At 69.6% G+C, this 25,047-nt stretch carries 20 protein-coding genes and 1 tRNA gene; 10 read left to right on the top strand and 11 right to left on the bottom strand.

Annotated elements, in window-relative coordinates:
* Positions 1-2,054: 2,054 nt before the first annotated feature.
* Positions 2,055-3,956 (top strand): serine/threonine-protein kinase, encoded by a 1,902-nt coding sequence (locus JFB92_RS09075; RefSeq protein WP_199037251.1) that lies wholly within the window; start codon positions 2,055-2,057, stop codon positions 3,954-3,956.
* Between the two features lie 96 nt (positions 3,957-4,052).
* Here JFB92_RS09075 and JFB92_RS09070 read toward each other — a convergent pair whose 3' ends face one another.
* Both JFB92_RS09070 and JFB92_RS09065 read right to left on the bottom strand, forming a co-directional pair.
* Complete coding sequence (locus JFB92_RS09070) at positions 4,053-5,048, bottom strand: ribonucleotide-diphosphate reductase subunit beta (RefSeq protein ID WP_199037249.1); 996 nt, start codon at positions 5,046-5,048, stop codon at positions 4,053-4,055.
* 86 nt (positions 5,049-5,134) lie between these two features.
* Positions 5,135-7,525: a ribonucleoside-diphosphate reductase subunit alpha gene (locus tag JFB92_RS09065; protein WP_199037247.1), complete on the bottom strand. Its 2,391-nt coding sequence runs from the start codon at positions 7,523-7,525 to the stop codon at positions 5,135-5,137.
* 333 nt (positions 7,526-7,858) lie between these two features.
* On the opposite strand from JFB92_RS09065, the gene JFB92_RS09060 reads away from it, so the two are divergent.
* Positions 7,859-7,934: transfer RNA gene (locus JFB92_RS09060), tRNA-Arg, on the top strand.
* A 99-nt stretch (positions 7,935-8,033) separates the two neighbouring features.
* On the opposite strand, the gene JFB92_RS09055 is transcribed toward JFB92_RS09060, so the two are convergent.
* Positions 8,034-9,353, bottom strand: coding sequence for a BNR-4 repeat-containing protein (locus JFB92_RS09055; protein WP_199037245.1), 1,320 nt, complete (start codon positions 9,351-9,353; stop codon positions 8,034-8,036).
* A 185-nt stretch (positions 9,354-9,538) separates the two neighbouring features.
* On the opposite strand from JFB92_RS09055, the gene JFB92_RS09050 reads away from it, so the two are divergent.
* From JFB92_RS09050 to JFB92_RS09020, 7 genes are all read left to right on the top strand, one after another.
* Entirely contained in the window at positions 9,539-9,895 is a 357-nt protein-coding gene (locus tag JFB92_RS09050) for a hypothetical protein (RefSeq protein WP_199037243.1), read from the top strand.
* A gap of 144 nt (positions 9,896-10,039) precedes the next feature.
* Positions 10,040-10,894 carry an MFS transporter gene (locus tag JFB92_RS09045; RefSeq protein WP_199037241.1) on the top strand — a complete coding sequence of 285 codons (855 nt, stop codon included), beginning with the start codon at positions 10,040-10,042 and terminating at the stop codon, positions 10,892-10,894.
* 311 nt (positions 10,895-11,205) lie between these two features.
* Complete coding sequence (locus JFB92_RS09040; protein ID WP_199037239.1) at positions 11,206-13,542, top strand: rhamnogalacturonan lyase family protein; 2,337 nt, start codon at positions 11,206-11,208, stop codon at positions 13,540-13,542.
* A gap of 238 nt (positions 13,543-13,780) precedes the next feature.
* Positions 13,781-15,079: an ABC transporter substrate-binding protein gene (locus JFB92_RS09035; RefSeq protein ID WP_199037237.1), complete on the top strand. Its 1,299-nt coding sequence runs from the start codon at positions 13,781-13,783 to the stop codon at positions 15,077-15,079.
* A 76-nt stretch (positions 15,080-15,155) separates the two neighbouring features.
* On the top strand, positions 15,156-15,902 hold the full coding sequence (locus JFB92_RS09030) for an HAD family hydrolase (RefSeq protein WP_199037235.1): 747 nt from the start codon (positions 15,156-15,158) through the stop codon (positions 15,900-15,902).
* Positions 15,903-16,045: 143 nt separating this feature from the next.
* The gene (locus JFB92_RS09025; protein ID WP_199037233.1) at positions 16,046-17,458 is read left to right on the top strand and encodes a cytochrome ubiquinol oxidase subunit I; all 1,413 of its coding nucleotides are present in this window, start codon (positions 16,046-16,048) and stop codon (positions 17,456-17,458) included.
* A 67-nt stretch (positions 17,459-17,525) separates the two neighbouring features.
* Complete coding sequence (locus JFB92_RS09020) at positions 17,526-18,572, top strand: cytochrome d ubiquinol oxidase subunit II (RefSeq protein ID WP_199037231.1); 1,047 nt, start codon at positions 17,526-17,528, stop codon at positions 18,570-18,572.
* Here the strand turns inward: JFB92_RS09020 and JFB92_RS09015 are convergent.
* Together JFB92_RS09015 and JFB92_RS09010 are read right to left on the bottom strand one after the other, a co-directional pair.
* Positions 18,559-19,761, bottom strand: a complete 1,203-nt coding sequence (locus JFB92_RS09015) for a sulfotransferase family protein (RefSeq protein ID WP_199037229.1) — start codon at positions 19,759-19,761, stop codon at positions 18,559-18,561. The genes JFB92_RS09020 and JFB92_RS09015 overlap by 14 nt on opposite strands.
* 12 nt (positions 19,762-19,773) lie before the next feature.
* Positions 19,774-20,982 (bottom strand): sulfotransferase family protein, encoded by a 1,209-nt coding sequence (locus JFB92_RS09010; protein ID WP_199037227.1) that lies wholly within the window; start codon positions 20,980-20,982, stop codon positions 19,774-19,776.
* A gap of 97 nt (positions 20,983-21,079) precedes the next feature.
* Here JFB92_RS09010 and JFB92_RS09005 point away from each other — a divergent pair, with 97 nt between their 5' ends.
* The gene (locus JFB92_RS09005) at positions 21,080-21,733 is read left to right on the top strand and encodes an LppX_LprAFG lipoprotein (protein ID WP_199037225.1); all 654 of its coding nucleotides are present in this window, start codon (positions 21,080-21,082) and stop codon (positions 21,731-21,733) included.
* Between the two features lie 12 nt (positions 21,734-21,745).
* Here JFB92_RS09005 and JFB92_RS09000 read toward each other — a convergent pair whose 3' ends face one another.
* The 6 genes from JFB92_RS09000 to JFB92_RS08975 form a co-directional block, all read right to left on the bottom strand.
* The gene (locus JFB92_RS09000; protein WP_199037219.1) at positions 21,746-22,024 is read right to left on the bottom strand and encodes a hypothetical protein; all 279 of its coding nucleotides are present in this window, start codon (positions 22,022-22,024) and stop codon (positions 21,746-21,748) included.
* A gap of 59 nt (positions 22,025-22,083) precedes the next feature.
* Positions 22,084-22,428: a hypothetical protein gene (locus JFB92_RS08995; RefSeq protein WP_199037217.1), complete on the bottom strand. Its 345-nt coding sequence runs from the start codon at positions 22,426-22,428 to the stop codon at positions 22,084-22,086.
* Positions 22,425-22,745 (bottom strand): hypothetical protein, encoded by a 321-nt coding sequence (locus tag JFB92_RS08990; RefSeq protein WP_199037216.1) that lies wholly within the window; start codon positions 22,743-22,745, stop codon positions 22,425-22,427. Before JFB92_RS08990 ends, JFB92_RS08995 begins: the two co-directional genes overlap by 4 nt.
* A 231-nt stretch (positions 22,746-22,976) precedes the next feature.
* Positions 22,977-23,261, bottom strand: coding sequence for a DUF397 domain-containing protein (locus tag JFB92_RS08985; protein ID WP_199037214.1), 285 nt, complete (start codon positions 23,259-23,261; stop codon positions 22,977-22,979).
* A gap of 133 nt (positions 23,262-23,394) precedes the next feature.
* Complete coding sequence (locus JFB92_RS08980; protein WP_307789071.1) at positions 23,395-23,595, bottom strand: DUF397 domain-containing protein; 201 nt, start codon at positions 23,593-23,595, stop codon at positions 23,395-23,397.
* On the bottom strand, positions 23,592-24,440 hold the full coding sequence (locus JFB92_RS08975) for a Scr1 family TA system antitoxin-like transcriptional regulator (protein WP_199037212.1): 849 nt from the start codon (positions 24,438-24,440) through the stop codon (positions 23,592-23,594). The genes JFB92_RS08980 and JFB92_RS08975 overlap by 4 nt, the downstream gene beginning before the upstream one ends.
* Positions 24,441-25,047 lie beyond the last annotated feature (607 nt).

The raw sequence follows: 25,047 nt of genomic DNA, 5'->3' as shown, positions 1-25,047 counted from the left end.
GACCGGCGTATGCTGCGCCGTCGCTCCTACGGCGGCTACCGGTTCGTCACGCCGCTGCTGCGGCAGGCCGCGTACGCGCCCATCGGGAAGGCCGACGCGGCCCACGCGCACGCCGAGATCGCCCGCTGGGCCGCCGAGACCGAGTTGGAGGGCCAGAGCGCCGATGACCTGGTCGTCTACCACGCCGAGCGCGCGGTCAACCTCGCCCGCGAGGTCGAGATCGAGGCGGTCGACGAGGTCTGGAACGTCCTCCCGCTGGCGTTGGAGGCGGTCCGCAAGCAGGCCGTGCGCGCCATGGACACCTCCGAGCCCGAGCGGGCGGTCTCCCTGCTCAACGGCATCGAGGCGCTCACGTCCCTGACCGCGGCCGACCGGCTGCTGCGCGGGCGCGCCCTCACCCGGCTGGGCCGCACCGCCGAGGCCGAGGCCGAGATCGAGCACCTGGCGATCGACATCGGGCTGGTCGTGCCCGGCGACGAGCACGAGGAGCACCCCTCGGGCCAGTTGTTCGGCGACGACTTCCCCGAGTCCGAGGCCGAGCTGGTGTCCCAGCTGCTGCTGCTCAGGGGGCGACTCCACCGCTACAAGGGCCAGATCGACTCGGCGCGCGCCGCTTGGACGGCCGCGCTGGCGCTGGCCCGCCGCGAGGGCCTGGCCGGGCCCCGCTGCGACGCCCAGTGCCGCATCGGCCTGCTCGACTACCTGGCCGGGAACCTCTCCAAGGCCGAGTCGCGGTTCCTGGACGCCTACGACACCGCCGTCGGCGTCGGCGACGACAGGCGCGTCGCCTGGGCCCTCCAGCACCGCGCCTGGGTGCTGGTCGCCCGCGGTGACTTCGACGGCGCCGACGAGGTGCTGCGCGAGGCCGCCAAGGCGTTCGCGCGCGAACGGGACCTGGTCGGTCGCGCCTGGGTGCGCGGCGTCTCGGCGTTCACCGTGCTCATGGCCGGGCGCTACAGCGAGGCGAAGCGGCTATCGGACGTGTTCCTGCCGATCGGGGAGCGCTCGGGCGACGTCTTCGCGGTCGGGCTGCTGCGCGCCACGAGCGCGGCCGCCTCGATCGGGCTGGGCCGTCCCGACGGCGCCGACGCTTTGGCGCGCAAGTCCTTCCGCGACTTCGACCGGATCGACGACGACTGGGGCCGCGGCTTCGCGAAGTACGTGCGGGCCCTGGCCGCGCTGCGCATCGGCGCGCTCGCCCACGCCACGGACCTGTCCGACTCGGCCGTGGAGTACGCCGAGTCGACCGGGCATCCGCTGCTGGTCAGCCTCGCGCACAACCTGCGCGGCCGCTGCGCGCTGGCCGCCGGCGACGCCTTTGTGGCCGAGTCGGAGGCGCGGCTGGCGCTCGACCACGCCACCGACGACGTGCTGGAGCCGGGCCGGGCGGCCGGGGAGGCCCTGATCGCCGAGGTCGCGGCCGCGCGCGGGGACCGGCGCGAGGCCCTGCAACGGCTGTCGATGGTGGCCGAGCACTTCGACGAGCCGGCCCTGGGCCGGCCGCGGCGGGCGATCGTGGCCCGCTACGCCGAGCTGCTCGACGAGGACGGCCAGACCGAGGAGGCCCGCAAGTGGGCGCAGGCTGCGCTGAAGTCGTTCGGCGAGGACCCGGCGGCCACGGCCTGGGCCGAGGATTATCTGGCGTGAATGCACCTTCGGGACCGCGGATCACAGTGGGCGACGGCGGTCGGCCGAGCGGGCCCTTGAACCGTCGCCGGCCCGCCCGGCCGCCCGCGCGCCACACGGGGGATGAGTTCACTATGAGCTACCGCCGCAACGCACTCGGGAAGCAACACATCATCCGTTCGGTCAGTTGTGACTGGCTTTTCGTCCAGGCGTATACAGATTCTGAGAGATGGTGCCGTAACGTTATCGCCCGAATGGTCCTACGACCGAGTAGGAAGACGACATCGCCGGGCGGAGCGCAGCGGCCGCTGACCCACACTCCGCCCCGATCAAAAGGAAGACCCCAGGCCGAACCACGGCTGGTGAAGCTCGCTGAGGCTAGACGGACCTGCGCCCCGCAAGTCCGCCGAGACAGGAGGCTGTAACTAGTGGACACCATCGCCGCTTTCGGTGCCCCCACCGGTCAATTCCCCTCCCACACCGCCCCCGTATCCCCTCCTCCGGCCGAACTCGACCCCGAGGCCCTCATGGCCGGGATCGAGCGTCTCACCGGTTTCAAAGAGATCGACCGCGGTGCCTATTCGGTGGTGTACAGCGCCACCCGCTTCGACGACGGTGCCGAGGTCGCGGTCAAGATCGAGTCCAGACCGCTGACCGACGAGGCCCGGCGGCAGCGCTTCCGCCACGACATCGAGACCGCCGTCAGACTGACCGACCACCCGTGCGTGGTGCGCATGCTCGCCGCCGGGCTCACCCGGCAGGCCCACCCGTACATCGTCATGGAGCGCTGCCGCGGTTCGGTCGCCGAACTGATCGACCGGCAGGGCGTCGTCTCGCCCCAGCGCACCATCGAGATCGGCATCCGCCTCTCAGAGGCGCTCGCGGCCGCCCACTCGATGGGGATCGTCCACCGCGACATCAAACCCGCCAACATCCTGATCGACGAGTACGGCCGCGCCGTCCTGTCGGACTTCGGCATCTCCTGCCTGCTGGCGGACCCGCAGCCGGGCGAGCCCATCGCGACCACGGCCACCCCCGCGTTCGCGCCCCTGGAGGTCTTCCAGATGCGCGAGGTCGGCCCCAGCGCCGACATCTACTCCCTGGCCGCGACCCTCTACACGATGCTCAGCGGCACCCCGCCCCGGTTCCCCGACGGGGGCGTGCGCGACATCAACGAGGTCGTCGGCCTGCTGAACCAGCCGGTCCCGGAGATTCCCGGCGTATCTCCGCTGCTGCTCGAGATGCTGCGCGCGGCCCTGATCAACAATCCCGACGGCCGGCCGACCGCCGAGGAGTTCCGCGAGTTCCTGGTCAGCATCCCCGAGGCCTCGACCGGGTACATCCCCAAGGTCGCCGAGCCGGCGCACCAGGGCGCCCCCGTCTCCCCGGCCGGCACGTTCTCGGCCTACTCGCAGCCGTCCGAACCGGACCTGAGCCAGATGCCCGAGCGGGCGACCGTCCCCGACACGCCTTCGACGCTGCGCCTGGCCCCGGCGCGGGCGCGCCGCGGCGAGCGGCCCCGGAAGCCGGAGCCGGTCCGCGCGGCCGCGGTGGCCACGGTGCCCGCACCGGCGCCGCCCGAGGCCCCCGACCATCCCTCGACGGTGCGCCTGGCACCCCCGCGCGCCCGTCAGGAGATCGAGGAGCCGCTTCTCGAGGCGGGGCCCGAACCGGTGCCGGAGGCGGCGCCGACCGAGCAGTGGAGGGCGTTCAGCGCCGGCGGCGAGCTCGAGCGCGACGACCCGCGGCTGCCGGTCCCGGCCGCCGAACCCGAGCCGGTCACGACCCGCCGGGAGCGGCGCCTCCAAGAGGACGACTCATCCGGCATGGGCCGCCTGGTCGGCATGCTCATCGCCGGAGCCGTCATCCTCGGCCTGCTGGTGTGGGGCGGGATCGCCCTGTTCGGCGGCGGTGACGACGACTCGGCCGACCTCGCCGAGCAGTCCCTGGCCGACGAGTTCGTCAAGGAATGCTCGCTCAAACAGCAGGACGCCGACTGCGTCCCCGACCCGACCTGCTTCACCGGCGCCATCGACGCGCTGAGCCCGGCCGAGTGCGCCGGGACCCACCAGTGGGAGGCCTACGCGACCGGAGCGCTCCCCGAGGGCGTCTCCGACGGCGACCTCGACGCCGCTCGCGAGAACGAGGTCATCGCCTCGGCCTGCCTGAACGGGCAGCGCGAGGACGGTCCGCTGTCGCAGCTGATCGGCGGCGACGCCGTCGACTGGACCACCGACCTGCACCTGCCGGGCGACGGCACGTTCATGTGCGTGGCGCAGATGGCCGACGGCAGCTCGGTCGAGGGCGTCACCTTCGCCCGCGCCACCTGAGCAGGCGGCACCCCGACATAGGGGAACGGGCCCGGCGCGGAGTCGCTCCGCGCCGGGCCCGTTCCCCTTCCGGGGAGAAAGCGGCCAGGCTTCCCCTCAGAATTCCTCGTCGAGGTCGACCTTGCCCTCCACGGCGGTCTGATAGGCGGTCGGCCTGCGCTCGAAGAAGTTCGTCAGCTCCTGCACGTCCTGGAGCGCCATGAACGGGAACGGGTTCTCCGAGCCGAAGCGCTTGGGCATCCCGAGCCGCTCCAGGCGCTGGTCGGCGACGTTCTCCAGGTAGGACTTCATGTCGTTGACGGTCATGCCCGGCATGCCCTCGCCGATGAGGTCCTCGGCGAACTGGAGCTCGGCCTCCACGGCCTCCTCCAGCATGTCCGTGACCTGCCGACGCATCTCCTCGTCGAACAGCTCCGGCTCCTCGGCGCGGACCACGTCGACGACGCTGAACGCGAAGTTCATGTGGCACGACTCGTCGCGGAAGACCCAGTTGGTGCCGGTGGCCAGCCCGTCGAGCAGGCCGCGGCTGCGCAGCCAGTACACGTACGCGAAGGCGCCGTAGAAGAACAGGCCCTCGATGCAGGCGGCGAAGCAGATCAGGTTGAGCAGGAACGTCCGGCGGTCGGCGGCGGAGTTCAGCTCCCGGATCTCGAAGATCGAGTCGATCCACTTGAAGCAGAAGTCGGCCTTGCGCTTGATCGAGGGGATGTTGTTGACCGCGTCGAACGCCTTGGCGCGCTCGTCCGGGTCGGGCAGGTAGGTGTCCAGCAGCGTCAGATAGAACTGGACGTGCACGGCCTCCTCGAACAGCTGCCGCGACAGGTACAGGCGGCCCTCCGGGGAGTTGACGTGCTGGTAGAGGTTGAGCACCAGGTTGTTGGCCACGATCGTGTCGCCGGTGGCGAAGAAGGCGACCAGCCGGTGGATCAGGTGCTGTTCCTGCGGCGTGAACTTCGCCAGGTCGGTCAGGTCGGAGGCGAGATCGACCTCCTCGACGGTCCAGGTGTTCTTGATGGCGGCCCGGTACTGGTCGTAGAAGTCCGGGTATTTCATCGGTCGCAGCGTCAGGTCCATGCCCGGGTCGAGCAGCATCGGTGCGGTCCTCTCTGGATTGGAACGGTGGCTTTCGAGGGGCGGGATAGCGGGGAGCGGCCCTCGGGCCGCTCCCCGCACGGCCGCTACTGGCAGGCTTCGCAGGTCTCGGGGTTCTCCAGCGAGCAGGCCACGTCCTCGGACACGACCGGCAGCGCCTCCGGGGAGGTCTGCGGCGTCTCCTGCGTCTCGGCCTGCCGGCTCACCGTGGTCTGGTTGATGCGCGTGGCCGGGCGGCTGCGCAGGTAGTAGGTCGTCTTCAGGCCCTGCTTCCAGGCGTAGCGGTACATCGAGGAGAGCTTCCCGATGGTGGGGCTGGCCTGGAACAGGTTCAGCGACTGGGCCTGGTCGATGAACGGCGTGCGCGCGGCGGCCAGGTCGATCAGGGCCTTCTGCGGCAGCTCCCAGGCAGTGCGGTAGCGGTGCTTGATGTCCTCGGGGATGCCCTCGACGTCCTGGACCGAGCCCTCGGCGACCACGATGTCCTGCCGCAGCCGCTCGTTCCACAGGCCGCGTTCCTTGAGCTCGATGATCAGGTGCCGGTTGACCTGAAGGAACTCACCCGAAAGCGTCTCGCGCTTGAACACGTTGGACACGACCGGCTCGATGCACTCGGCGCAGCCGGCGATCGAGGCGATCGTCGCGGTCGGGGCGATCGCGATCATCAGCGAGTTGCGCAGCCCGGTCTCGGCGATCCGCTCGCGCACCGCCGCCCAGCGCTCGGGCCGGGTGACGCGCGCCTGCTCGTAGTGGTCGAGGTGCAGGTCCCCCTGGGCGGCGCGGGTCTCGTCGAAGTTCGGGTGGGCGCCGAGCCGCTCGGCCAGGTCGGCGGAGGTCTCGTAGGCCGCCAGGGCGATGTGCTCGGAGATCTCGGTCGACAGCGCGAGGGCCTCGGGCGAGTCGAACGGGAGCTTCAGCTTGAAGAACACGTCGGCCAGTCCCATGCAGCCCAGGCCGATCGGCCGCCACTTGCGGTTGGCCTTCTCGGCCTCGGCGGTCGGGTAGAAGCCCAGGTCGATGGTGCGGTCGAGGAACTTGACGGCGGTGCGGACGGTGCGGCGCAGCCGCTCGAAGTCGAAGCCGTCGGGGGTGCAGTGCTCGGCGAGGTTGACGCTGCCGAGGTTGCAAACGGCGGTCTCGGCGTCGCTGGTGACCTCGAGGATCTCGGTGCACAGGTTCGACAGGTGGATGACGTTCTCGCGCCTGGCGGTCTGGTTCGAGGTCCGGTTGGCGGTGTCGGAGAAGGTCATCCAGCCGTTGCCGGTCTGCGCCAGGGTCCGCATCATGCGGCCGTAGAGCTCGCGGGCCGGGATGGTCTTGCGGGCCTTCCCGGCGGCCTCGGCGGCCCGGTAGGCGGCGTCGAAGTGCTCGCCCCAGGAGTCGACCAGCTCGGGGGTCTCCTTGGGGTCGAACAGGGACCAGTCGGCGTCGGCCTCGACGCGGCGCATGAACTCGTCGGGCACCCAGTTGGCCAGGTTGAGGTTGTGGGTGCGGCGGTCCTCGGAGCCGGTGTTGTCGCGGAGCTCCAGGAACTCCTCGATGTCGGCGTGCCAGGTGGCCAGGTACACGCAGGCGGCTCCCTTGCGCCGCCCGCCCTGGTTGACCGCGGCCACGGACGAGTCGAGGGTGCGCAGCCACGGCACGATCCCGTTCGAGTGGCCGTTGGTGCCGCGGATGAGCGAGCCGCGTGAGCGGACCCGGGACCAGGCGATCCCGATGCCCCCGGCGTACTTCGACAGGCGCGCGACCTGGCTGTAGCGCTCGTAGATCGAGTCGAGCTCGTCCTTGGGCGAGTCGAGCAGGAAGCACGAGGACAGCTGCGGGCGGCGGGTGCCGGAGTTGAACAGCGTGGGGGAGGAGGGCAGGTACGCCAGTTGCGACAGCAGGCGGTAGAGTTCGGCGGCCTCCTCGACCGACTGGCTCAGGCCGCACGCCACGCGGAGCATGAAGTGCTGCGGGCGTTCGAGCACGGTGCGGTGCTCGGGGTGGCGCAGCAGGTAGCGGTCGTAGACCGTCCGCAGCCCGAAGTACTCGAAGCGGTCGTCGGCGGTCTCGTCGATGACGGCGTCGAGCTCGGCGCCGTGGGCGTCGACGAAGGAGACCAGGTCCTCGGAGAGCAGCCCGTTGTCCCGGCAGGCCGCGATCGAGGTGGTGAAGGACACCACGCCCTCGGAGGCGGTCTCGTCGGCTATGTGCTCGGCCAGCAGCCGGGCGGCGAGCTTGGAGTAGGTCGGCTCGGAGGCGACCGAGGACGAGGTGAGCTCGATGGCGCGCTCGCGGAGCTCGGGAAGGGTCGCGCCGGGCCAGATGCCGCCCTGGATCTGGGCGATCACCTTCTCGGTGTCGACGTCGGCGAGGCCGGAAGCGTGGTGCCGGACCTTCTCGGCGATGGACGCGGCGATGTCGCCGCCGGTTGGATTGCCCCGCTGCGCCGGAGCGGTGGTGGTGGCGGATGGCGTGGTGGCGAGCCCGGTCATCTCTGCATCCCCTCGTGTTGTGCTGTGGCGTGTGCCGGAGGGCCTATCGGCCGCGGACCGCGGTGGGCGGCCGACGGCGGCGGTGGTCGACCCGACAACGGGAAATCATACATGTTGTGGTCGGCTCGCGGGGTCGACCCAAGATGTTGAGTTTTTGTGGTGTTTCTCGCGGTGAAACCGCAGCGTGTCCGCTAGGCTCGGGGGTTTCCGGGACGCCAGCCTATGCGCCCGGTGCGACACTTCGGCCGAGAAACCGCCGACCCGCCCGAAGGTGTGATCCTCACGTCCAAACCTGCCGCGCTGCCAGACCTGAAGCCTGGTAGCATCGTCCTCGCCTCCGTAGCTCAGGGGATAGAGCACTGGTTTCCGGGACCAGGTGTCGCAGGTTCGAATCCTGTCGGGGGCGCCAGTTGGTATTGCAGCGCATGGAAAACGGTCCGAACCGGTGATGGTTCGGACCGTTCGTCGTCTGCGGCCGGCCGGCGCCGGGGCGTCGGCCTGTGGACGGTTATCGGCGCGGGAGGTCGAGCAGGACGGCCTCGCAGTCGTAGTGCTGCGAGGCGGTCATCGCGCCCCGGAACCACAGCAGCGGGATCCGGTCCGGGTCGCCGGGTGCCACTATCGGGCGCATGTTGTCGACCTCGGAGTCCTCGGTGACGGGCGTCCACCGCCAGGTCGCGCCGCCATTGGAGGTTCGACCATTGAAGATCTCGCGACGCGCCAGCTCGGTGCCGTCGCGCGGGTCGACCGGGGTGGAGACGTACACCGAGTCGAGGTCGTAGGGGTCGATCGCGACCAGACCGGTGTAGTCCTCCTCGTGGGTCAGCAGCGCCGGGCCCGCCTTCGCCAGCGGGTGGACCTCCCACTCGCCTCCGAAGGCGAGGCGGGCGTAGAAGAACCGCAGGTCGGGCCATGGTCCTTGCCCGTAGAGGCCGTCTCCGGCGGGGGCGTCGACCGCCCGTGCGGTCAGGATCGCGGCCAGGGTGCCGTCGCCGGAGCGGCGGATGTCGGTCGTCCAGCAGTGGGCGGCCCAGCGCTCGCCCCATCGCGAGTCCGCGGCCAGGACGGTGGTGAGGTCGGCTTGGGAGGGCGACTCGCCGTTGAGCGCGGCGGGGTCGAGGACGCTTCCGTCGCTGCGATGCAGCGCGCCGTTCTCCAAGTAGCCGTGGTAGATCGAGTTGTTGTAGTCGCGGGGGTGGTGGTCGGTGGTGACCAGGTCGATGCGGCCGCCGCCGGAGGCGTAGCGGGTGTAGCCGTTGACGTAGCCGACCTTGGGCCGGGTGAAGAGCTTGCCCGCGTACGACCAGGTGTCGCCGTCGTCGTCGGAGACGAGCGCGCACTGGTCGTCGTTGACGGCCCTCGCGAAGCAGTACAGGCGGCCGCCCATGGCGTGGAGGTTGGAGTAGGTGACGCCGCGGCCCCCGGTGTGCTCGCTCCAGTCGAAGGTCCGCTCCGGGCCCCACCGCGTGGGGTCGCCCGGTTCGCTGATCCGCCAGCGAGTGAGGTCGTCGCTCTTGTGCCTGGTGTACATGGCCAGCCAGCGGCCGTCGGCGCGAAGCCACAGTGCCGGCACGTCGTGGTCGTCCGGTTCGAGCCGCTCGTGCAACACGACGACGCGGCTCGCGCCCGTCCGCAGGTCGACCACCGCCACTTCGACGTTGCCCGAGCGGGCGTGGCCGCCCGGCCCTTCGGCCACCGCCATCGACCCGACGACGAGCGTCCGCGTCTTCGGGTCGACGAGCGCTCGCTCGTCCTGAAACCAGCACCACGCGGCGTTGTCGTTGACGACGAGCGGTTTCGGGGCGGGCCGTGCATCGGGTCGGTCCATGGGGGTGAGTCCCTTCATCGGCAACCTGTACCTTCGATGGTAAGCGCTTTCGGATCGAGGCGCGCGCACGCCCCTCCTCGGCTCGGTTCCTCGGTGGACACGAATCGTGTGCCCCCCTCGCGTCGCATGCTATCGTCGCCGCAGGTGACAGCGGTCCAACCCCCGGACGAGAGGTGCATACCCCCGTGCAGAATCGCAGGCGAGCGGCACTACTGCTCGCCTGCCTCGCCAGCCTCATGGCCCTGGGTCACCTCCTCGATCCGCACGGCGAGTTCGGCGGATTCGAGACCGCCCATCACGATCACGCCGCACACGGCGGCCATGACGCCCCCGCTGGGGACCAGCCGGGCCACCGGGATCACGACGAGATCTGCGGCCAGGTACTGCCTCCCGACTCCGGCGAGACCGCCGCCGACGTCGCGGTGGGGTCCTGGGCGCTTCCCGAGTCGACCGAGTCGGTCGGCCGTGACACCCGCGCCGATGTCGGCAACAGCCGCTCGCCGCCCGATCCCGTGACCGTGCTTCAGATCAACCGGGTCTAGATTCCGCGCCTCCCCGAGGCGGCCCCGCGAGTCATGACCCCCCTGCGGCGCCGCGCGCCGCAACCCGACCTGAAGCCGAGGAAGCACATGAATTCATCCCCGAACGGCCTACCCCGACCATCCGCCGGGAGGCCGCCCTCCGGCATGTCCGCCCCGCGGTCGACCTCCGGCGGCGTGGACGACGAGACCATGCAACTGCGCCGCGTGGACGTCGAGATGGCCGACTACCTCGAATCGCTGGGCGCGACCGAGTCCGGTCGGCCGCTCACGCCGCCCCGCCCGCCCGGACCGGGTGAGGCCGAGGAACCGGAGCCCCAGGGGCGCCGGCGGACCGACGCCTCGCTCCTGCGGACCGTCGCGGCGATCGCCAGCCTTGCCGCCGGCGCCATCCACATCGCCGCCACACCGCCCCACTGGGGGGAGTGGCTGATGGCCGGGCTGTTCTTCGCCGGGACCGCGGCCTTCCAGATCGTCTGGGGCCTGGTCGCCCTCAGGTTCGGCAACCTCTTCATCCGGGTCGTCGGCCTGCTGGCGAACCTCGGGTTCCTCGGCGTGTGGGCCCTCAGCCGGGCCCAGGGGATGCCCTTCGGTCCCGCGGCGGGCGTCCCCGAGGCGGTCGGCGTCGCCGACCTGCTGGCCGCCGCTCTCGAGATCGCCGTCGTGGCGGGCCTGTCGCTGTCGCTGCTGCCGCGCGAGCGCGAAGGCAGGGTCGCGGCGGCCGGCTACTGGGCGGCGGTGGTCGTCGCGTTCCTCGCCTTCGGGGCGGCGGGCGCGCAGGGCTCGGTGAGCGCCCTCGAACACAGCCACAGCCACGGCGAGGAAGGCGGACACGGCGGCGGGGACGGCCACGACCACGATCACGGTGACGAGGAGATGGGCACCGACGAGCCGACCGGCGAGACCCCGTCCGATAGCCAGGCGCCCTCCGATGCGGACGACGAGGAGAGCCCGGCCGAGGAGCACGACCACACCCACGCTCCTGGCGAGGAGCACGACTGACCCCGGCCGAGCGGCGGTGATCCGGTCGGTCCCGAAGCCGGGCGCCGGATCACCGCCGCGGGCGCGGCGCGTCGGTTCGGCCCGGGGCCCGGGCGCGGTCATATCAAGGGAGGCTGACGCCGCCGGTTAAATCGCTTTAACAGTCATTGCCATTCATGATTATCTATGTTCAAATATGGGGAAAGGCGCTCCTGCTCCGCCCGGCCCCGGAGCCGCCGCCCGCTATCGGCTCCGCCGTCTCCGGCACTCGGCGGATCGAGGCGGGTTCGAACCGTTCAGCTCTTCCGTTCAACGGCAGACATGGAGGAACAATGAAAACGCTTCCTAAAGATCGATACCGAGGGCATTCGCCCGGCACTCCAACCCGGCGCGGACGCGCGCTCCTGACCGTCGTCACGCTCGCGGTCGCCGCACTGACGGCGGTCACGCTCAGCGTCGCCGGCGCCTCCAAGGCCGAGGCGTTCGAGACCGGCACGTGGTACACCATCGAATCCCGGCACTCCGGTCTCGTCCTCAACATCAGCGGCGGCTCGACCGCGGCGGGGGCCGAGCTGGTCCAGTGGACCTCCAACGACTCGGAGGCCCAGCAGTTCCGGTTCCTCGACTCCGGCGACGGCTACTACCGGATCCAGGCCCGCCACTCCGGGATGGTCCTGGACGTGTGGGAGTGGAACGAAGACAACGGCGCCACGATCGCCCAGTACGACGACCTGGACGGGACCAACCAGCAGTGGGAGATCAACGAGTCCGGCGGGTACGCCACCTTCGTCAACCGCTTCTCCGGGAAGACCATGGACGTGTGGGAACAGTCGACCGAGGTCGGCGGCCGCATCTCCCAGTACGACTCCAACGGCGGCGCCAACCAGCAATGGCGCCTCATCCCCGTCGACGATGACGACGACGATGACGATGACGACGACCCCCCGACGCCGGGCGACCGGCAGATGGAGGACCTCGACCGCGGGGTCGTGGCGGTCCGCTCCAGCGGCAGCGACGTGCTGGTCAGCTGGCGTCTGCTCGGGCTCGACCCGGACGGCATCGGCTTCAACGTCTACCGCTCCACCGGAGGCGGTTCGGAGACCAGGATCAACAACCAGGTCGTGACCGGAGCGACCAACTTCACCGACTCCGGCGCGGACCTCTCCCAGGACAACACCTACCGGGTCAGGCCGGTCATCGACGGCCAGGAGCAGGCCGCGCGCGGTGAGTTCACGCTCGACGCGAACAACGCGGTCGAGCCGGTCGTCCGCATTCCGCTGCGCGACGGCGGCACGATCCAATTCGTGTGGGTCGGCGACCTCGACGGCGACGGCGCCTACGACTACGTGGTGGACCGGCAGACCTCCCCGCAGTCGATCGAGGCCTACTCCAGCGAGGGCGACTTCCTGTGGGAGGTCGACATGGGCCACAACAGCACCGATCAGAACAACATCGAGGGCGGCTCGTCCACCATCGACGTCGGCCACAACGACGGGGTCACCGTCTACGACTTCGACGGCGACGGACGCTCCGAGGTCGCGGTCCGCATCGCCAACGGCGTCACCTTCGGCGACGGGCAGACCTTCAACCACGGCAACAACACCGAGCAGTTCATCGCCATGCTCGACGGCCGGACCGGCGCGCTCGAGGACGCGGCGATGGTGCCGACCGACTACATCTCCGACGGGCCGATGTACGCCCGGATGGCCGCCTGCTACCTCGATGGCGAGACGCCGAGCCTGGTGACCTACATGAAGAACCGGGTCGGCAACGGCGGGTTCAACCTCATGGTCAGCGCCTGGGACTTCGACGGCAGCAGCGTCGACATGCAGTGGAAGTGGCTGCGCAACGGGAACTACCCGGACGGGCACAACAGCCGCTGCCTCGACGTCGACGGCGACGGCGACGACGAGTTCGCCGAGATCGGGTTCGTGCTCGAAGGCGACGGCTCCGTGAAGTACTCCCTGGGCGACGAGGGCGTCGTGCACGGCGACCGCTGGCACATCGCCGACATCGACCCGAGCCGGCCGGGCCTGGAGGGCTACGGGATCCAGCAGAACAACCAGAGCGGACTGCGCGAGTACTACTACGACGCCGCCACCGGCGAGATGATCTGGGAGCACTACGGCGCCGTGACCGACCTGGGGCGCGGCATGGCCGGCGACATCGACCCGCGCTTCCCGGGCATGGAGGTCTGGACGTTCGACGGGGTCTACAACGGCCCGTCCAACCAGCTGGCCGAACCCAACACCTCGCTCTACCCGTGGCCGCAGATGGGCCTGTGGTGGGACGGCGACATCGGCATGGAGCTGTTCAACGACGGCAAGATCGAGAAATGGGACTGGAACAACCCCAGCCCCAGCAACAGCCTGCCGCGACTGGAGTCCACCTGGAACTACGGCGCGTCCACCGGGCCGCGCGGCCAGCCGGGCCTCATCGCCGACGTGTTCGGCGACTGGCGCGAAGAGGTCATCATGCCCGACGGTGACAGCAACGAGCTGATCATCTTCACCACCGATCGGCCTACCGACATCGGGCTCTACACCCTCGCGCACAACCCGGCCTACCGCAACGACATGACCGTCAAGGGCTACATGCAGTCCCACCACGTCGACTACTTCCTCGGCTGGGACATGGACGCCCCGCCGCGGCCCGACATCACCTACTGATCGAACCCCGTCCGCCCGCCGGATCGACCCCGGCGGGCAGACGGGCCCGGACCGAAAGCCCGCGCCGAGCTTGACAGCTTTGGAAAACGCGTTCTATGGTGGCGAAATCAAGTGTTAAAACGATTTAAGTCTCTGCGGGCCGGCACCGGCATCATCCCTCGGCCGCTCCAGGGAACAACCGAATAGATCCTGTGGCCCGCGCGAGCGGGACCCCTCACAGCGAAGGAGCAGATCGACGATGATCAGACACCCGCACCGCGCCAGGCGCCGCACCCTGCTGACGGGCGCGTCCGCGGCGGCGGCGCTCGGAGCCGCGGCCGCCTGCGGCGACGACGGGCCCTCCGGCACCGCCGACGACCCGATCGAGATCGGGTTCGAATGGTGGGGCAACGACGTCCGAGCCGACATCACCCAAGAAGCCATCGACCTGTTCGAGGAGAAGAACGAGGGCATCACCGTCCAGACCAGCTTCGCGGACTACGGTCCCTACTGGGAGGGCCTGACCGGCCGGATGGCCTCGCAGAGCCTGCCGGACGTCTTCCAGATGGACTACCCGCGCCTGCGCCAGTTCGGCGGCACCGGACTGCTCACCCCGCTCGACGACCTGATCGACACCGGCGCCTTCCGCGAGCAGAGCCTGCTTGACACCGGCAGGATCGACGGCGACCTGGTCGCCGTGCCGGTCGCGGCCAACACCCTCGGCCTGGTCTACCGCTCCGACCTGTTCGACCAGTTCGGCATCGAGGTCCCCGAAGCGGGCTACTCGTGGGACGACTACGCCGACCTGGTCACTCAGCTGAGCACCGAGATGGGCGACGAGTTCTGGGGCGCCGAGGACTGGACCCACTCCTACCTGTTCCTGGAGCTGTGGCTGCGCCAGAGGGGCCTGGCCTTCTACGACGTGGAGGCCAATCAGCTCGGCTTCACCGAGGCGGAGCTCATCGAGTACTGGGAGATGGTCTTCCCGCTGGTCGAGGCGGGACACGTGCCCGAGCCCTCCGCCGCCTCCGAACTGGAGTCGGACGGTGTGACCGAGGGTGTGATGGGCACGATGATCCGCTGGGACAGCATCCTGGGCGGCATCGCCCCGACCGTCGAGGAGATCGGCGGGACCCTGGCGCTCACCGCCCCGCCCACGTCCGACCCCGGCAACCTGGGGACCTTCCTGAAACCGTCGATGCAGTGGGTCATCGCCGCCAACTCCGAGTACCCCGAGGAGTCGGCGAAGCTCGTCGACTTCCTGCTCAACGACCCCGATGCCGTGGCGATCCTCGGTACCAACCGCGGCGTCCCGTCAACCCGGTCCGGGCTGGACAACATCGAGCTCGACGAGTACTCGCAGGCGGTCATGGACTACGAGGAGAGCATCGCCGACTACCTGGAGGCGCCGCCCGCGGCCCCGCCCGCGGCCGCCGGCGCCATCGAGTCCAAGTACCTGGAGATCCACGAGCAGGTCCAGTACGAGGAGATGACCACGGCCGAGGCCGCCGAACGGTTCTTCATCGAGGCCGAGACCCTGTTCGAGTCCGAGCAGTAGCCTCCCGAGCGGGGAGGGGGGCTCCCGGCCCCACCGGGTCGGGAGCCCGGTGGGCATCCGCGGCTACCCTTGCCGGGTGCGAGGACTCTACGACACACCCGCGGCCTACCGGATCGACGAGGCGCAGGCCGCCGCACCGGTGCCGCCGGTCGAGGCGGTGCTCTTCGACTTCTCCAACACCCTGTTCCGCATGATCGACGCCCGGATGTGGCTGCGGCGCGTCGCCGCCGCCACCGGGCGGGCCGCCGAGACCGAGCGCGAGGACTTCTTCGAGGACACGATCGCGCAGATCGAGCAGACCGGCGCCCTTCCCGAGGTCGCCGCCGCCCAGGCCGGGCGCGATCTGGACCCGCGGCGGCACTGGGAGGCCACCTTCGAATGGTGGCGTCGCGTCGACTTCCTGCGCGGCCGCGAACGGGCGGCCTACGAGCAGCTCAGCGCCCCGGACGCCTGGGTGCCGTACGCCGACACCGAGCCGGTGCTGCGGGAGCTGGCCCGGCGGGGCCTGCCGGTGGCGATCGTCAGCGACTTCGCCTGGGACCTGGGCGTGCACCTCAAGCACTTCGGGCTCGACGACCTGGTCGCGGCCCGGATCCTCTCCTACGAGGTGGGGGCCGAGAAGCCGTCGCCGGAGATCTTCAGGGCCGCCTGCGACCGGCTCGGCGTCGACCCGCGGGCCGCGCTCATGGTCGGCGACAACCCCGCCCGCGACGGCGGCGCGGCCTCGATCGGGGCCCGCGCCTACATCCTCCCGGCCGAGCAGCGCACCGGCGAGCGCGGACTGCGGCACGTCCTCGGTTTCCTGGACCGAGATGAGGACTGAACGTGTTCAAGTTTAGACGGCGCCGCTGACCACGGCGGGCGCTCTCACCTGCGGGTTCCGTTCAGTTTCCGAGTCCTGAAACGGCTTGTGAAAGCTTTCACAAGAACCTGTCGGAGGACGGGGCGCCCGCGTACGTTCAAGGCATGTCGCCCGCCGACCTCGCAACGCAACTATCCGATGTGGCCACCTCGACGCTGGCCTCAGCCGAACCGGCCGGACTGCTTCCGGCCCGCCAGCAGATGGCGCTCTCGCTCGGATGGCACATCATCCTGGCCTGCTTCGGCGTGGCCTTCCCCGCGATCATCTTCGTGATGCACCTGCGGGGGATCCGCCGCGACGACCCGGTCGCGCTCGGACTGGCCAAGCGCTGGGCCAAGGTCTCGGCCGTCCTGTTCGCCATCGGCGTGGTCTCCGGCACCGTCCTCAGCTTCGAGATGGGCCTGCTGTGGCCGGGCCTGATGGGCACCTTCGGCGACGTGCTGGGCCTGCCGTTCGCCTTCGAAGGGCTCGCGTTCTTCCTGGAGGCGATCTTCCTTGGCATCTACCTCTACGGCTGGGGCCGCATGCCGCCGAAGGTCCACCTGTTCATGGTGGCGCCCATGGCGGTCACCGGCGTCATCGGCACCTACTGCGTCCTGGCGGTCAACGCCTGGATGAACAACCCGACCGGCTTCAACGTGGTCGACGGCGAGGTCGTCGACATCCGGCCGTGGGCGGTGCTGTTCAACGAGCACACCGCGCTCCAGTTCGCGCACATGTGGGTCGCCGCCTACATGGTCGTCGGGTTCTCGATCGCCGGGGTCTACGCGGTCGGGATGCTGCGCGGCAGGCGCGACCGCCACCACCGGCTCGGCTTCACGGTCCCGTTCGTGTTCGCCACCGTCGCCGCCCTCGCCCAGCCCTTCGTCGGCCACGTCCTCGGCGACGGCCTCGACGAGCGCCAGCCCGCCAAGCTGGCCGCCTTCGAGCTGGCCGAGACCACCGACGACGGCGCCTCGCCGCTGCGCATCGGCGGCGTGCTCATCGACGGCGAGGTCAAGGGCGCCCTGGAGATCCCGTACCTCGGCTCGCTCATCTCGATGGGCTCGCTCAGCGAGCCGGTGCCCGGCCTCGACCGGATTCGGGACGAGGACGAGCCGCCGGTCAACCTCACCCACTGGGCCTTCCAGACCATGATCGGCATCGGACTGCTGCTGATGCTCGGCGTCGTCATGTACTGGTTCTTCCGATGGCGGCGCACCGATCTGCTGCGGAACCGGTGGTTTCTGCGGTTCGCCGCAGTCTGCGGGCCCCTGGCGGTGGTCGCCCTCCAGGCCGGATGGATCGCCACCGAGGTCGGCAGGCAGCCGTGGATCGTCTACGGCGTCATGCGCACCACCGAGGCCGCCGGCGAGCACTCCGCGGGGCTGTGGTGGATCCTGGGCGCCTCCACGGTCGTCTACGGCACCATGACCGTCGGCGCGATCGTGGTGCTGCGGTCGATGGCGCGGCGCTGGCGGGAGGGCGAGACCGACCTGCCCAGCCCCTACGGGCCCGACCGCCTTGCCAATTTATGACTCGCAAGCTTCGTCAAGAGTGCCAATCTATGGCTCGCAAGCTTCGTCAAGAGGAGGAGGCCACCCGATGACGCTCGAACTGGCCGTCGCCTGCGCCCTGTTCGCCGGGGTCATCGCCTACGCCGTCCTCGGCGGCGCCGATTTCGGCTCGGGCTTCTGGGACCTGACCGCCGGCGGCACCCGGCGCGGCGCCCCGCTGCGGACCCTCATCGACTCCAGCATCGGCCCGGTGTGGGAGGCCAACCACGTCTGGCTCGTCTACATCCTGGTCACCTGGTGGACCGGCTTCCCCGAGTCCTTCGCCGCGGCGATGACCACGCTGTTCGTGCCGCTGGTGCTGGCGCTGCTGGGGATCGTGCTGCGCGGAGCGAGCTTCGCCTTCCGCAAGTACGCCGAGACCCTCGGCCAGGCCCGGCTGTTCGGCGCGGTCTTCGCCACCTCCTCGGTCCTCGCCCCGTTCTTCCTGGGCACCGTCGCCGGGGCGATCGCCTCCGGGCGCGTCCCTGCCGCCGGGCACGGCGACCCGTGGGGGTCGTGGATCAATCCGACCTCGCTGCTGACCGGTGCGATAGCGGTCGGCACCTGCGCGTTCGTCTCCGGGACGTTCCTGACCCACGACGCGGCCCGTGCCGGGAAGTCGGAGCTGGCCGCGCGGCTGCGGGCGCGGACGCTCGTCGTCGGGGTCGTGGTCGGCGCGGCGGTGTTCGTCGCCCTCGCTCCGATCGACCACGACGCGCCCACCCTGGCGGCCGGTCTCACCGGGCGGGCTCTGCCGCTGGTGGCGGCGTCGGCGCTCGGCGGCGCGGCCACGCTCGTCCTGCTGGCCCGGCGCCGCTTCGGCCCGGCGCGGGGCACCGCGGTGCTCGCCGTGGCGGCCGTCGTGGCCGGATGGGGCCTCGGGCAGTACCCGTGGCTGCTGGTCGACGAGGTCACCGTCGCCGAGGCCGCCGGTGCGCGCGCGACCCTCCAGGGGCTTCTGGTGGCCGTGGGCATCGCCGCGGTCGTGGTCGGTCCGGCCCTGGCCTACCTGTTCTACCTGACCCAGTCCGAGCAGTGGAACGAGCGCGACCAGGGGAAAGCCGAGCACGCCGCCGGGGAGCTCACCGGGAGTTGAAGCTGTCGACCAGCCGCACGTAGTCCCCGAACGCGGCCTCGACCTGCGGCGCGTTCAGCCCGTAGCGGGAGAGCCCGTACTCGTGGCGGCGGTCCGGCAGCGGCCGCGCCAGCACCTTCTCGAGGTTCCCGGCGTCCTTGTCGGTCCACTTGGCGCCCAGGGACTCGTAGAGCTTGGGGACCTCGTTGTGGGGATCGGAGTTGAGCCGGTGGTAGGGGACGTCGATGATCGCCTCGGTCGGCAGGTTCAGCCGCGAGCGGCGGCCCTTCTCGATCGACTCGGCCTGCAGCTCCAGTGTGAGCTTTCCGATCTGGTGCAGGTCGGGGCGGCGCTGGTAGAGCGACCACGAGGTCTCCATCAGACTGCACGAGGAGCCCATCACCGTGATCGGGTCGCGGTGGGTCCACACGAAGCACGCGTCCGGGAAGACCTCGCGGATCACGTCCATGTGGTTGAGGTGCCCCGGGTGCTTGAGGATCCAGCGCTTCGGCTCGCGTCCGTGCTGGAGCACCTGCAGCGCCTGCTTGAGATACTCGTAGTCGGGCTTGTAGTCCCTCGTGGTCAGCCACTCGCGGTACTCGGGCATCTCGGTCCTCAGCGCCAGCTGGAACGTGTCGTGCGGGAGGATGAAGATCGACTCCTCGGGCTGCCGGACCCGGATGGGGTGGATGACCTCCCAGGAGGGCGCGAGCCTGGTCAGCAGCCGCGCGCTGGCTTCGAGGCGCTTGATCGTCTTGGCGGCTTCGGCGGAGCCCTCCAGGTCGGTGTGCATCATCTCCCAGAGCATCGGGCCGCGGTGGTCGTCGGAGGCCGCGAGGACCTTGTGCGTCAGCGTGGTGGCGGTGCGCGGCAGGCCGACGACGAACACCGGGTCGACGATCTTCTCATCGGCGATCTCGGGGCGCGTCTCGAGCAGGTGCCGGATGCGCAGCCGGTTCTCCACGCGCGACTTCGCGTCCTGGAGGGTCGACGTCCAGCCGAACGGGGCCACTCCCGGCTGCGCGGCCAGGCAGCGCAGCAGGAACCCCAGGTCGGCGGCGAACTGCTCGTCGCCGGCGGTGGACCATCCGGTCGACTTCTCGACCTCGGCGACGGTCTTCTCCCAGGTCTCCTCCGGCCGCTTCCGGCCTCCCGAGAGGGGCCGGAGCACGGCGTTCAGTACGGATGCGGTGAAGGTGGTGCGGCTCATCAGGGGTGGTCCTCACTCTAATTTGGTGTTGAAGCTGTCGACCAGGCGCACGTAGTCGCCGAACGCGGACTCCACGGTCGGCAGGTCCAGCCCGTAGCGCGAGAGGCCGTACTCGTGTCGGCGGTCGGTCTGCGGCCGGGCCAGGACGTTCGCCAGGTTCATCGCGTCCTTCCCGGTCCACTTGGCGCCCAGTGCTTCGTAGAGCTTGGGCACCTCGCGGTGCGGATCGGAGTTGAGCCGGTGGTAGGGGACGTCGACGATCGCGTCGGTCGGCAGGTTCAGCCGCGAGGCCCGGCCCTTCTCGACCGACTCGACCAGCAGCTCCAGGGCGAGCTGCCCGATCTGGCGCAGGTCCGGGCGGCGCTGGTACATCGACCAGGACGTCTCCATGAGGCTGCACAGCGAACCGATCGCGGTGGTCGGGTCCCGGTGGGTCCACACGAACCTGGCGTCCGGGAAGACCTCGCGGATGGTGTCCATGTCGTTCAGGTGCGCCGGGTACTTGAGGATCCAGCGCTTCGGCTCGCGTCCGTGCTGGAGCACCTGAAGAGTCTGCTTGAGGTACTCGAAATCGGGCAGGGTGTCCCGTTCGCCGAGCCAGCGCCGATACCCGGGCATGGACCCGCGCAGGATCAGGTGGTAGGTGCCGTGCGGCAGGACGAACATCGTCTCCTCGGGCTGCCGGGACCGGATCGGGTGGATGACCTCCCACGACGGCGCGACCTTGGCGACCATCTTCGCGCCGCCGTCGAGCGCCTTGATGATCTTCGCCTCCGCCTCCGGGTTCTCCAGGTCGGCCCGGACCATCTCCCACAGTAGCGGCCCGCGGTGGTCGTCGGAGGCCGCGAGGACCTTGTGGGCCAGCGTGGTGGCGGTGCGCGGCAGGCCGACGACGAACACCGGGTCGACGATCTTCTCGTCGGCGATCTCGGGGCGCGTCTCCAACAGGTTCCGGACGCGCAGCCGGTTCTCCAGGCGCTCCTTCGCGTCCCGAAGGCACGCCTGCCAACCGAAGGGGGTCAGCCCGGGTATCTCGGTCAGGCGGCTCAGAGTGAATCCGAGGTCGGCGGCGAACTGCTCGTCCCCGGTGGTCGACCAGCCGGTCGACTGCTCGAGGTCGGCGACGGCCTTCTCCCACGCGGCCTCCGGCCGCTTCCTCCCGCCCGCGGCGGGGGCGAGGAGGGCGTTCATGACACTTGCGGTGAGGGTGGTCCGGCTCATCAGGGGGTAATCCTCTCGAAGCACATGGCTCGCAAGGTGACAGCAGTTCCCGCCAGACTACTCCCGGCTTCTGGCCCCACTCCAATAAGATCGGAGTATGAAACTCAGACTTCTCGCCGCTGCCGCAACGGCCGTCCTCGCGCTGGCCTCCTGCTCCGGAGGCGAGGAGTCGCCCGCGGCCGACGAGACGATCCCCGATGCCGCCCAGGCCATGTCCGAGGTCGAGAACGTCCACTTCGCTCTCGACGTCGAAGGGGAGGTCGAGGGCCTGGAGGTGTCCTCGGCCCAAGGCACCGTCACCGCCGACGGCTCGGCCGAGGGCGACGGCGTCATCTCCGCCTTCGGGATGGACGTCGAGGTCTCCTACGTGGTCATCGGCGAGGACGCCTGGGTCAAGGGCCCCACCGGCGGCTTCCAGCAGATCGAGGTCGGCGGCGACGAGCTCCCGTACGACCCGACCGTGATCCTGTCCGAGGACCGCGGCATCGCCGCCCTCCTGGCCGCCTACGACTCCGCCGAGCCCCAGGAGGCCGAGGAGGTCGACGGCGCCGACGCCTACCGCTACCGGATCACCTTCGACCCCGAGACCTTCCAGGACTTCATCCCGGCCGACGGCGAATGGAACGAGGCCACCGTCTGGTTCGACACCGAGACCCTCCAAGTGGTCAAGGCCGAATTCGCCCAAGGCGACGCCACGGTCACCCTCCACCTGACCGATTACAACGCGGACGTGAGCATCGAGGCCCCCTGACGACTCGGACGGCTAGTTTCCTGGCTGCTGACGGTATAGGCGGACCGCGACGCGGAGGATTCGGGCCTCGCGGTCCTCATAGCCGAGCCAGTCGAGGTGGTTGGGCTGGGCGATGAAGGCCGGTTCTGCCGGACCGCCGATGACCGCCGTGCCGATCCGCCTCGGCTCGACTTCGCTGAAGTCGGCCAGCACCGTGTCGGAGAGCGTCGACCACACCAGTTCGACCTCGCGGCCGTCGACCTTGATGCGTCCCAGCTCGATCAGGCAGGAGGAGCGGACCGGCCGCCGCAACGGGTCAACTGTGCGAGGCGCGGCGACCGGTCCGGCCGGGCGGCTGTCGTGTCGAGCGATCAAGCGACGGCCTTCCCGGCGTGAGGGCGGCAACGCGGACACCAGGCGCGGTCGTGGAGGTGACGGCCCGGGGCGTAATGCCACCTGGCCGCCTCGACCCGGCGCGCCATCTCCCCGTATCCCAAGGCCAGGAGACGGATCACGCTGGGGCAGAGGCAGCATGACACCGTGACGCCGCGCCGGGGTTCCACCAGGCCCCGGCCGTCGAGGGTGTCGGAATCAAGCTGAGAGAACGCGACGGCGCGGTAGCCGCCGCTCTTGCGGACGACGGAGCCTGTGGATGTGGGGCGGGGGAGGTGCAGCACGAACACGCTGCGGTCCAGGAAGTCGCCGAAGTCGCTCATGACCCGACCGCCTTCCGGCCGATCACTCCGGGACGGGCACAGGAAGCGTCGATGGCGGCGAAGGCGAGGCGCTTCACCTCCTGCTTCCACTCGGCGGGGTTGGACGACCAGAGGCGCCCCTGCCAGCGGACCATGCGGTCCTCGGGATGCAGTGGCCAGCAGACGACGGCGATCTGCGGGCCCTCGTCGTGGTGGAGGTGGACGGCCATCCGGTGGCCGCCCGCGCTGGCCCGCAGCACGAAGGTCGTGCCGCCCGCGTTGACGAATTCGCCGTAGACCCGGCCCGGCTCCAGCGGTGTCTGCTGCCGTCGCGTCATGCCGTGTCCTCCCTCGAAGGCGTTGACTGGTCGTTTGTAGACGACGACAGTTCCGGCCGAGGTCTTGCGATAAGCCTAAGAGCAGGGAGAACACCGGGACAAGAATTTGTTCTGGCCGGCGGGTATGCCGGACTTCAGGGTGATTCGAGCAGACTGGACAAAACGACGGGCCATAATGTCCACTGCGAAGTCCAGGCGTGGTGCCGGAATGGTGGCGTCGAAGGGCGGCGGTTACTCGCCCTCGGGCGAGGTCGCGTTCCGGGCGTCTACTGCCAGGACGCTGAGGTCGAGTTCGCCGTCGCGCACGCCGCCGACGAACGCCTCCCACTCCTCGGGGGTGTAGATCAGGATTGTGCCGTCCGGGTCGTCGACGCGGCGCATGGCGACAAGGCCATTGTCGGCGAACCCGATCTCGAGCTCGCCAGGGGTGCCGTCATCGGTCTGCGGGCGTACCCAGCGGGCCGAGGCGGTGTCGAACTGCCCCTTGAGGGGATGTTCTCGGACTGGCTTGCTCATGGGCGCCTCTGGGATCGCTCGGGGTTGTTCGGGGAAGCGAACGGCGGCGGGCTCTCGGGTTCCGCCGCCGACGCGTGATGTTCCTGTTGTGCTGGTACGGCAGCCCGCTGGCCTCCACGCCGGGCTGCGGTTACTACGGATGTCCGGAGGCGTCCTTCACCCACGCCAGCAGGCCCTTGTAGGTCTCGGCGTTGACGGTGAGGATGGGGCGATCGTCGGCCAGTTTACTGTCGGACACCTGCGGGGTGTCGCCGCTGAGGCGCACCTCGACACAGTTGTCGCTCTGGTTATTCGCGCTCCGGCTTGATTTGCGCCAATGCCCGATTCTGGTCACTTTAGGAAGTCCTCCAATGAGATCGATTTGCCCGATGCCACCTTGAGAGCACCGGTGAAGAACTTACCTCGCGCCGAGTCGACCGGAACGAAACCCGAACCTCGTGGCGACTCGACGTTGATCACGGTCTCTTCGCCGTCATCGTATTCCAGCAGTCTGAGCGTCCAGGGTTGAAGCTCGTAGCGACCAGCGGCGAAGGGAACGACCTGCACATCCGCGAATGGAAGAGCCGCGATCTCACGGAGATCAGCCAAGATCTCGTCTCGTTCGGACCCGAGGCTGATGGTCAGCGCAGCTTCACCGAGCAAGAACATGGCTGGTCGTTGCGACTCGATCCATCGCTGGCGTCGTGCCATCCGGTACTCGAGGCCCTTGACCCAGTCAGGATCCGCTTCGAAATCGACTTGTGTGGTGTCCCTGAGCATTCGGTAGTAAGCCGGGCTCTGCATGAGCGAAGGGAACAGCGAATACGAGTGAAATACCAGGTAATTCGCGTTGTCCTCGCACTGCTGGTAGAACCAACCCCCGTCATCGAGAGCGCTGGCGTAGTGGCCGCACCAGTCACGGGCCCGGGCGGCCTCCGCGAGGCTAGCGATGCGATCGGCCAGCTCATAGGGCGTCTGATAGAAGCGTAGGAGGCCGAGCACGGTATTGACCTTGAGGCCCCGGTACCGTCCGGATTCCAAGCGCGTCAAGGTCTTCGCAGAGCAGATGTTCGTGGGAACCTCGGTCTTGGTGTACCCCTTCGGGTAGCCGTCGCGCGGCCGGGTCCGTTCTGAGACGAGCTGTCTCGCGAGCTCCATGAGTGGGGGTGGACCAGGATTCGCATCGTCGCTATCCGTCATGCTCACAGATTGTAACTAGCTCAGGTGTTTCAGTGCAAGATCACCCTGCTGCGCTTCTCATACTCATTTGTGTCAAATACCCGACATAGGTAGTGAGAGATTGGCTCGGGGTGCCATCCCGGGTCGCGAGAGAGCTGGGGCCCGGCTTCAATCGGGCGGCGACGACAAGGCCGGTGGGAGAGTCGGGTCGGCAGCTGGGTTGCGGACCTGTCGGGGCGGGGTTCAATCCGTCAACGATAGAGAGGTAGGCGGCGGGCAGAGGTCGATGGTAGGTCGTCAAGGTGGCGTGGGTCCGGCTCTGCGGAAACGACGGAGCGAGATGGGGCGGGCCGGGTGGTGTGCCAGGTGCGGGCATGGCGAGGGGCCCGATCCCCGTTTGGGGTTCGGGTTGGTGTGTCGTGTGTGTGCTGGCCCCCGCCGCGGGTGCCTTCCGCGGCGGGCGGGGTAAGAATGGGGGCGGTCCGGGGTCGGATCGTGTTGCGGTGCAGGCCGGTTCGGGGTCTCGTTCAGGTCCCGAGTGCGGTTCGGGTTCGGGTCCCGGTGTTTGCGCTTCGGTGGCTTCGGTTGCTTCGGTTGCTTCGGTGGTGAAGCGTGCTCGTGCTTGGGC

This window comes from Glycomyces salinus, assembly GCF_016428645.1.
Classification (GTDB): domain Bacteria; phylum Actinomycetota; class Actinomycetes; order Mycobacteriales; family Micromonosporaceae; genus Glycomyces; species Glycomyces salinus.
Note: the sequence above shows the minus strand (reverse complement) of the source record. Positions and strands in the feature narration are given on the sequence as shown.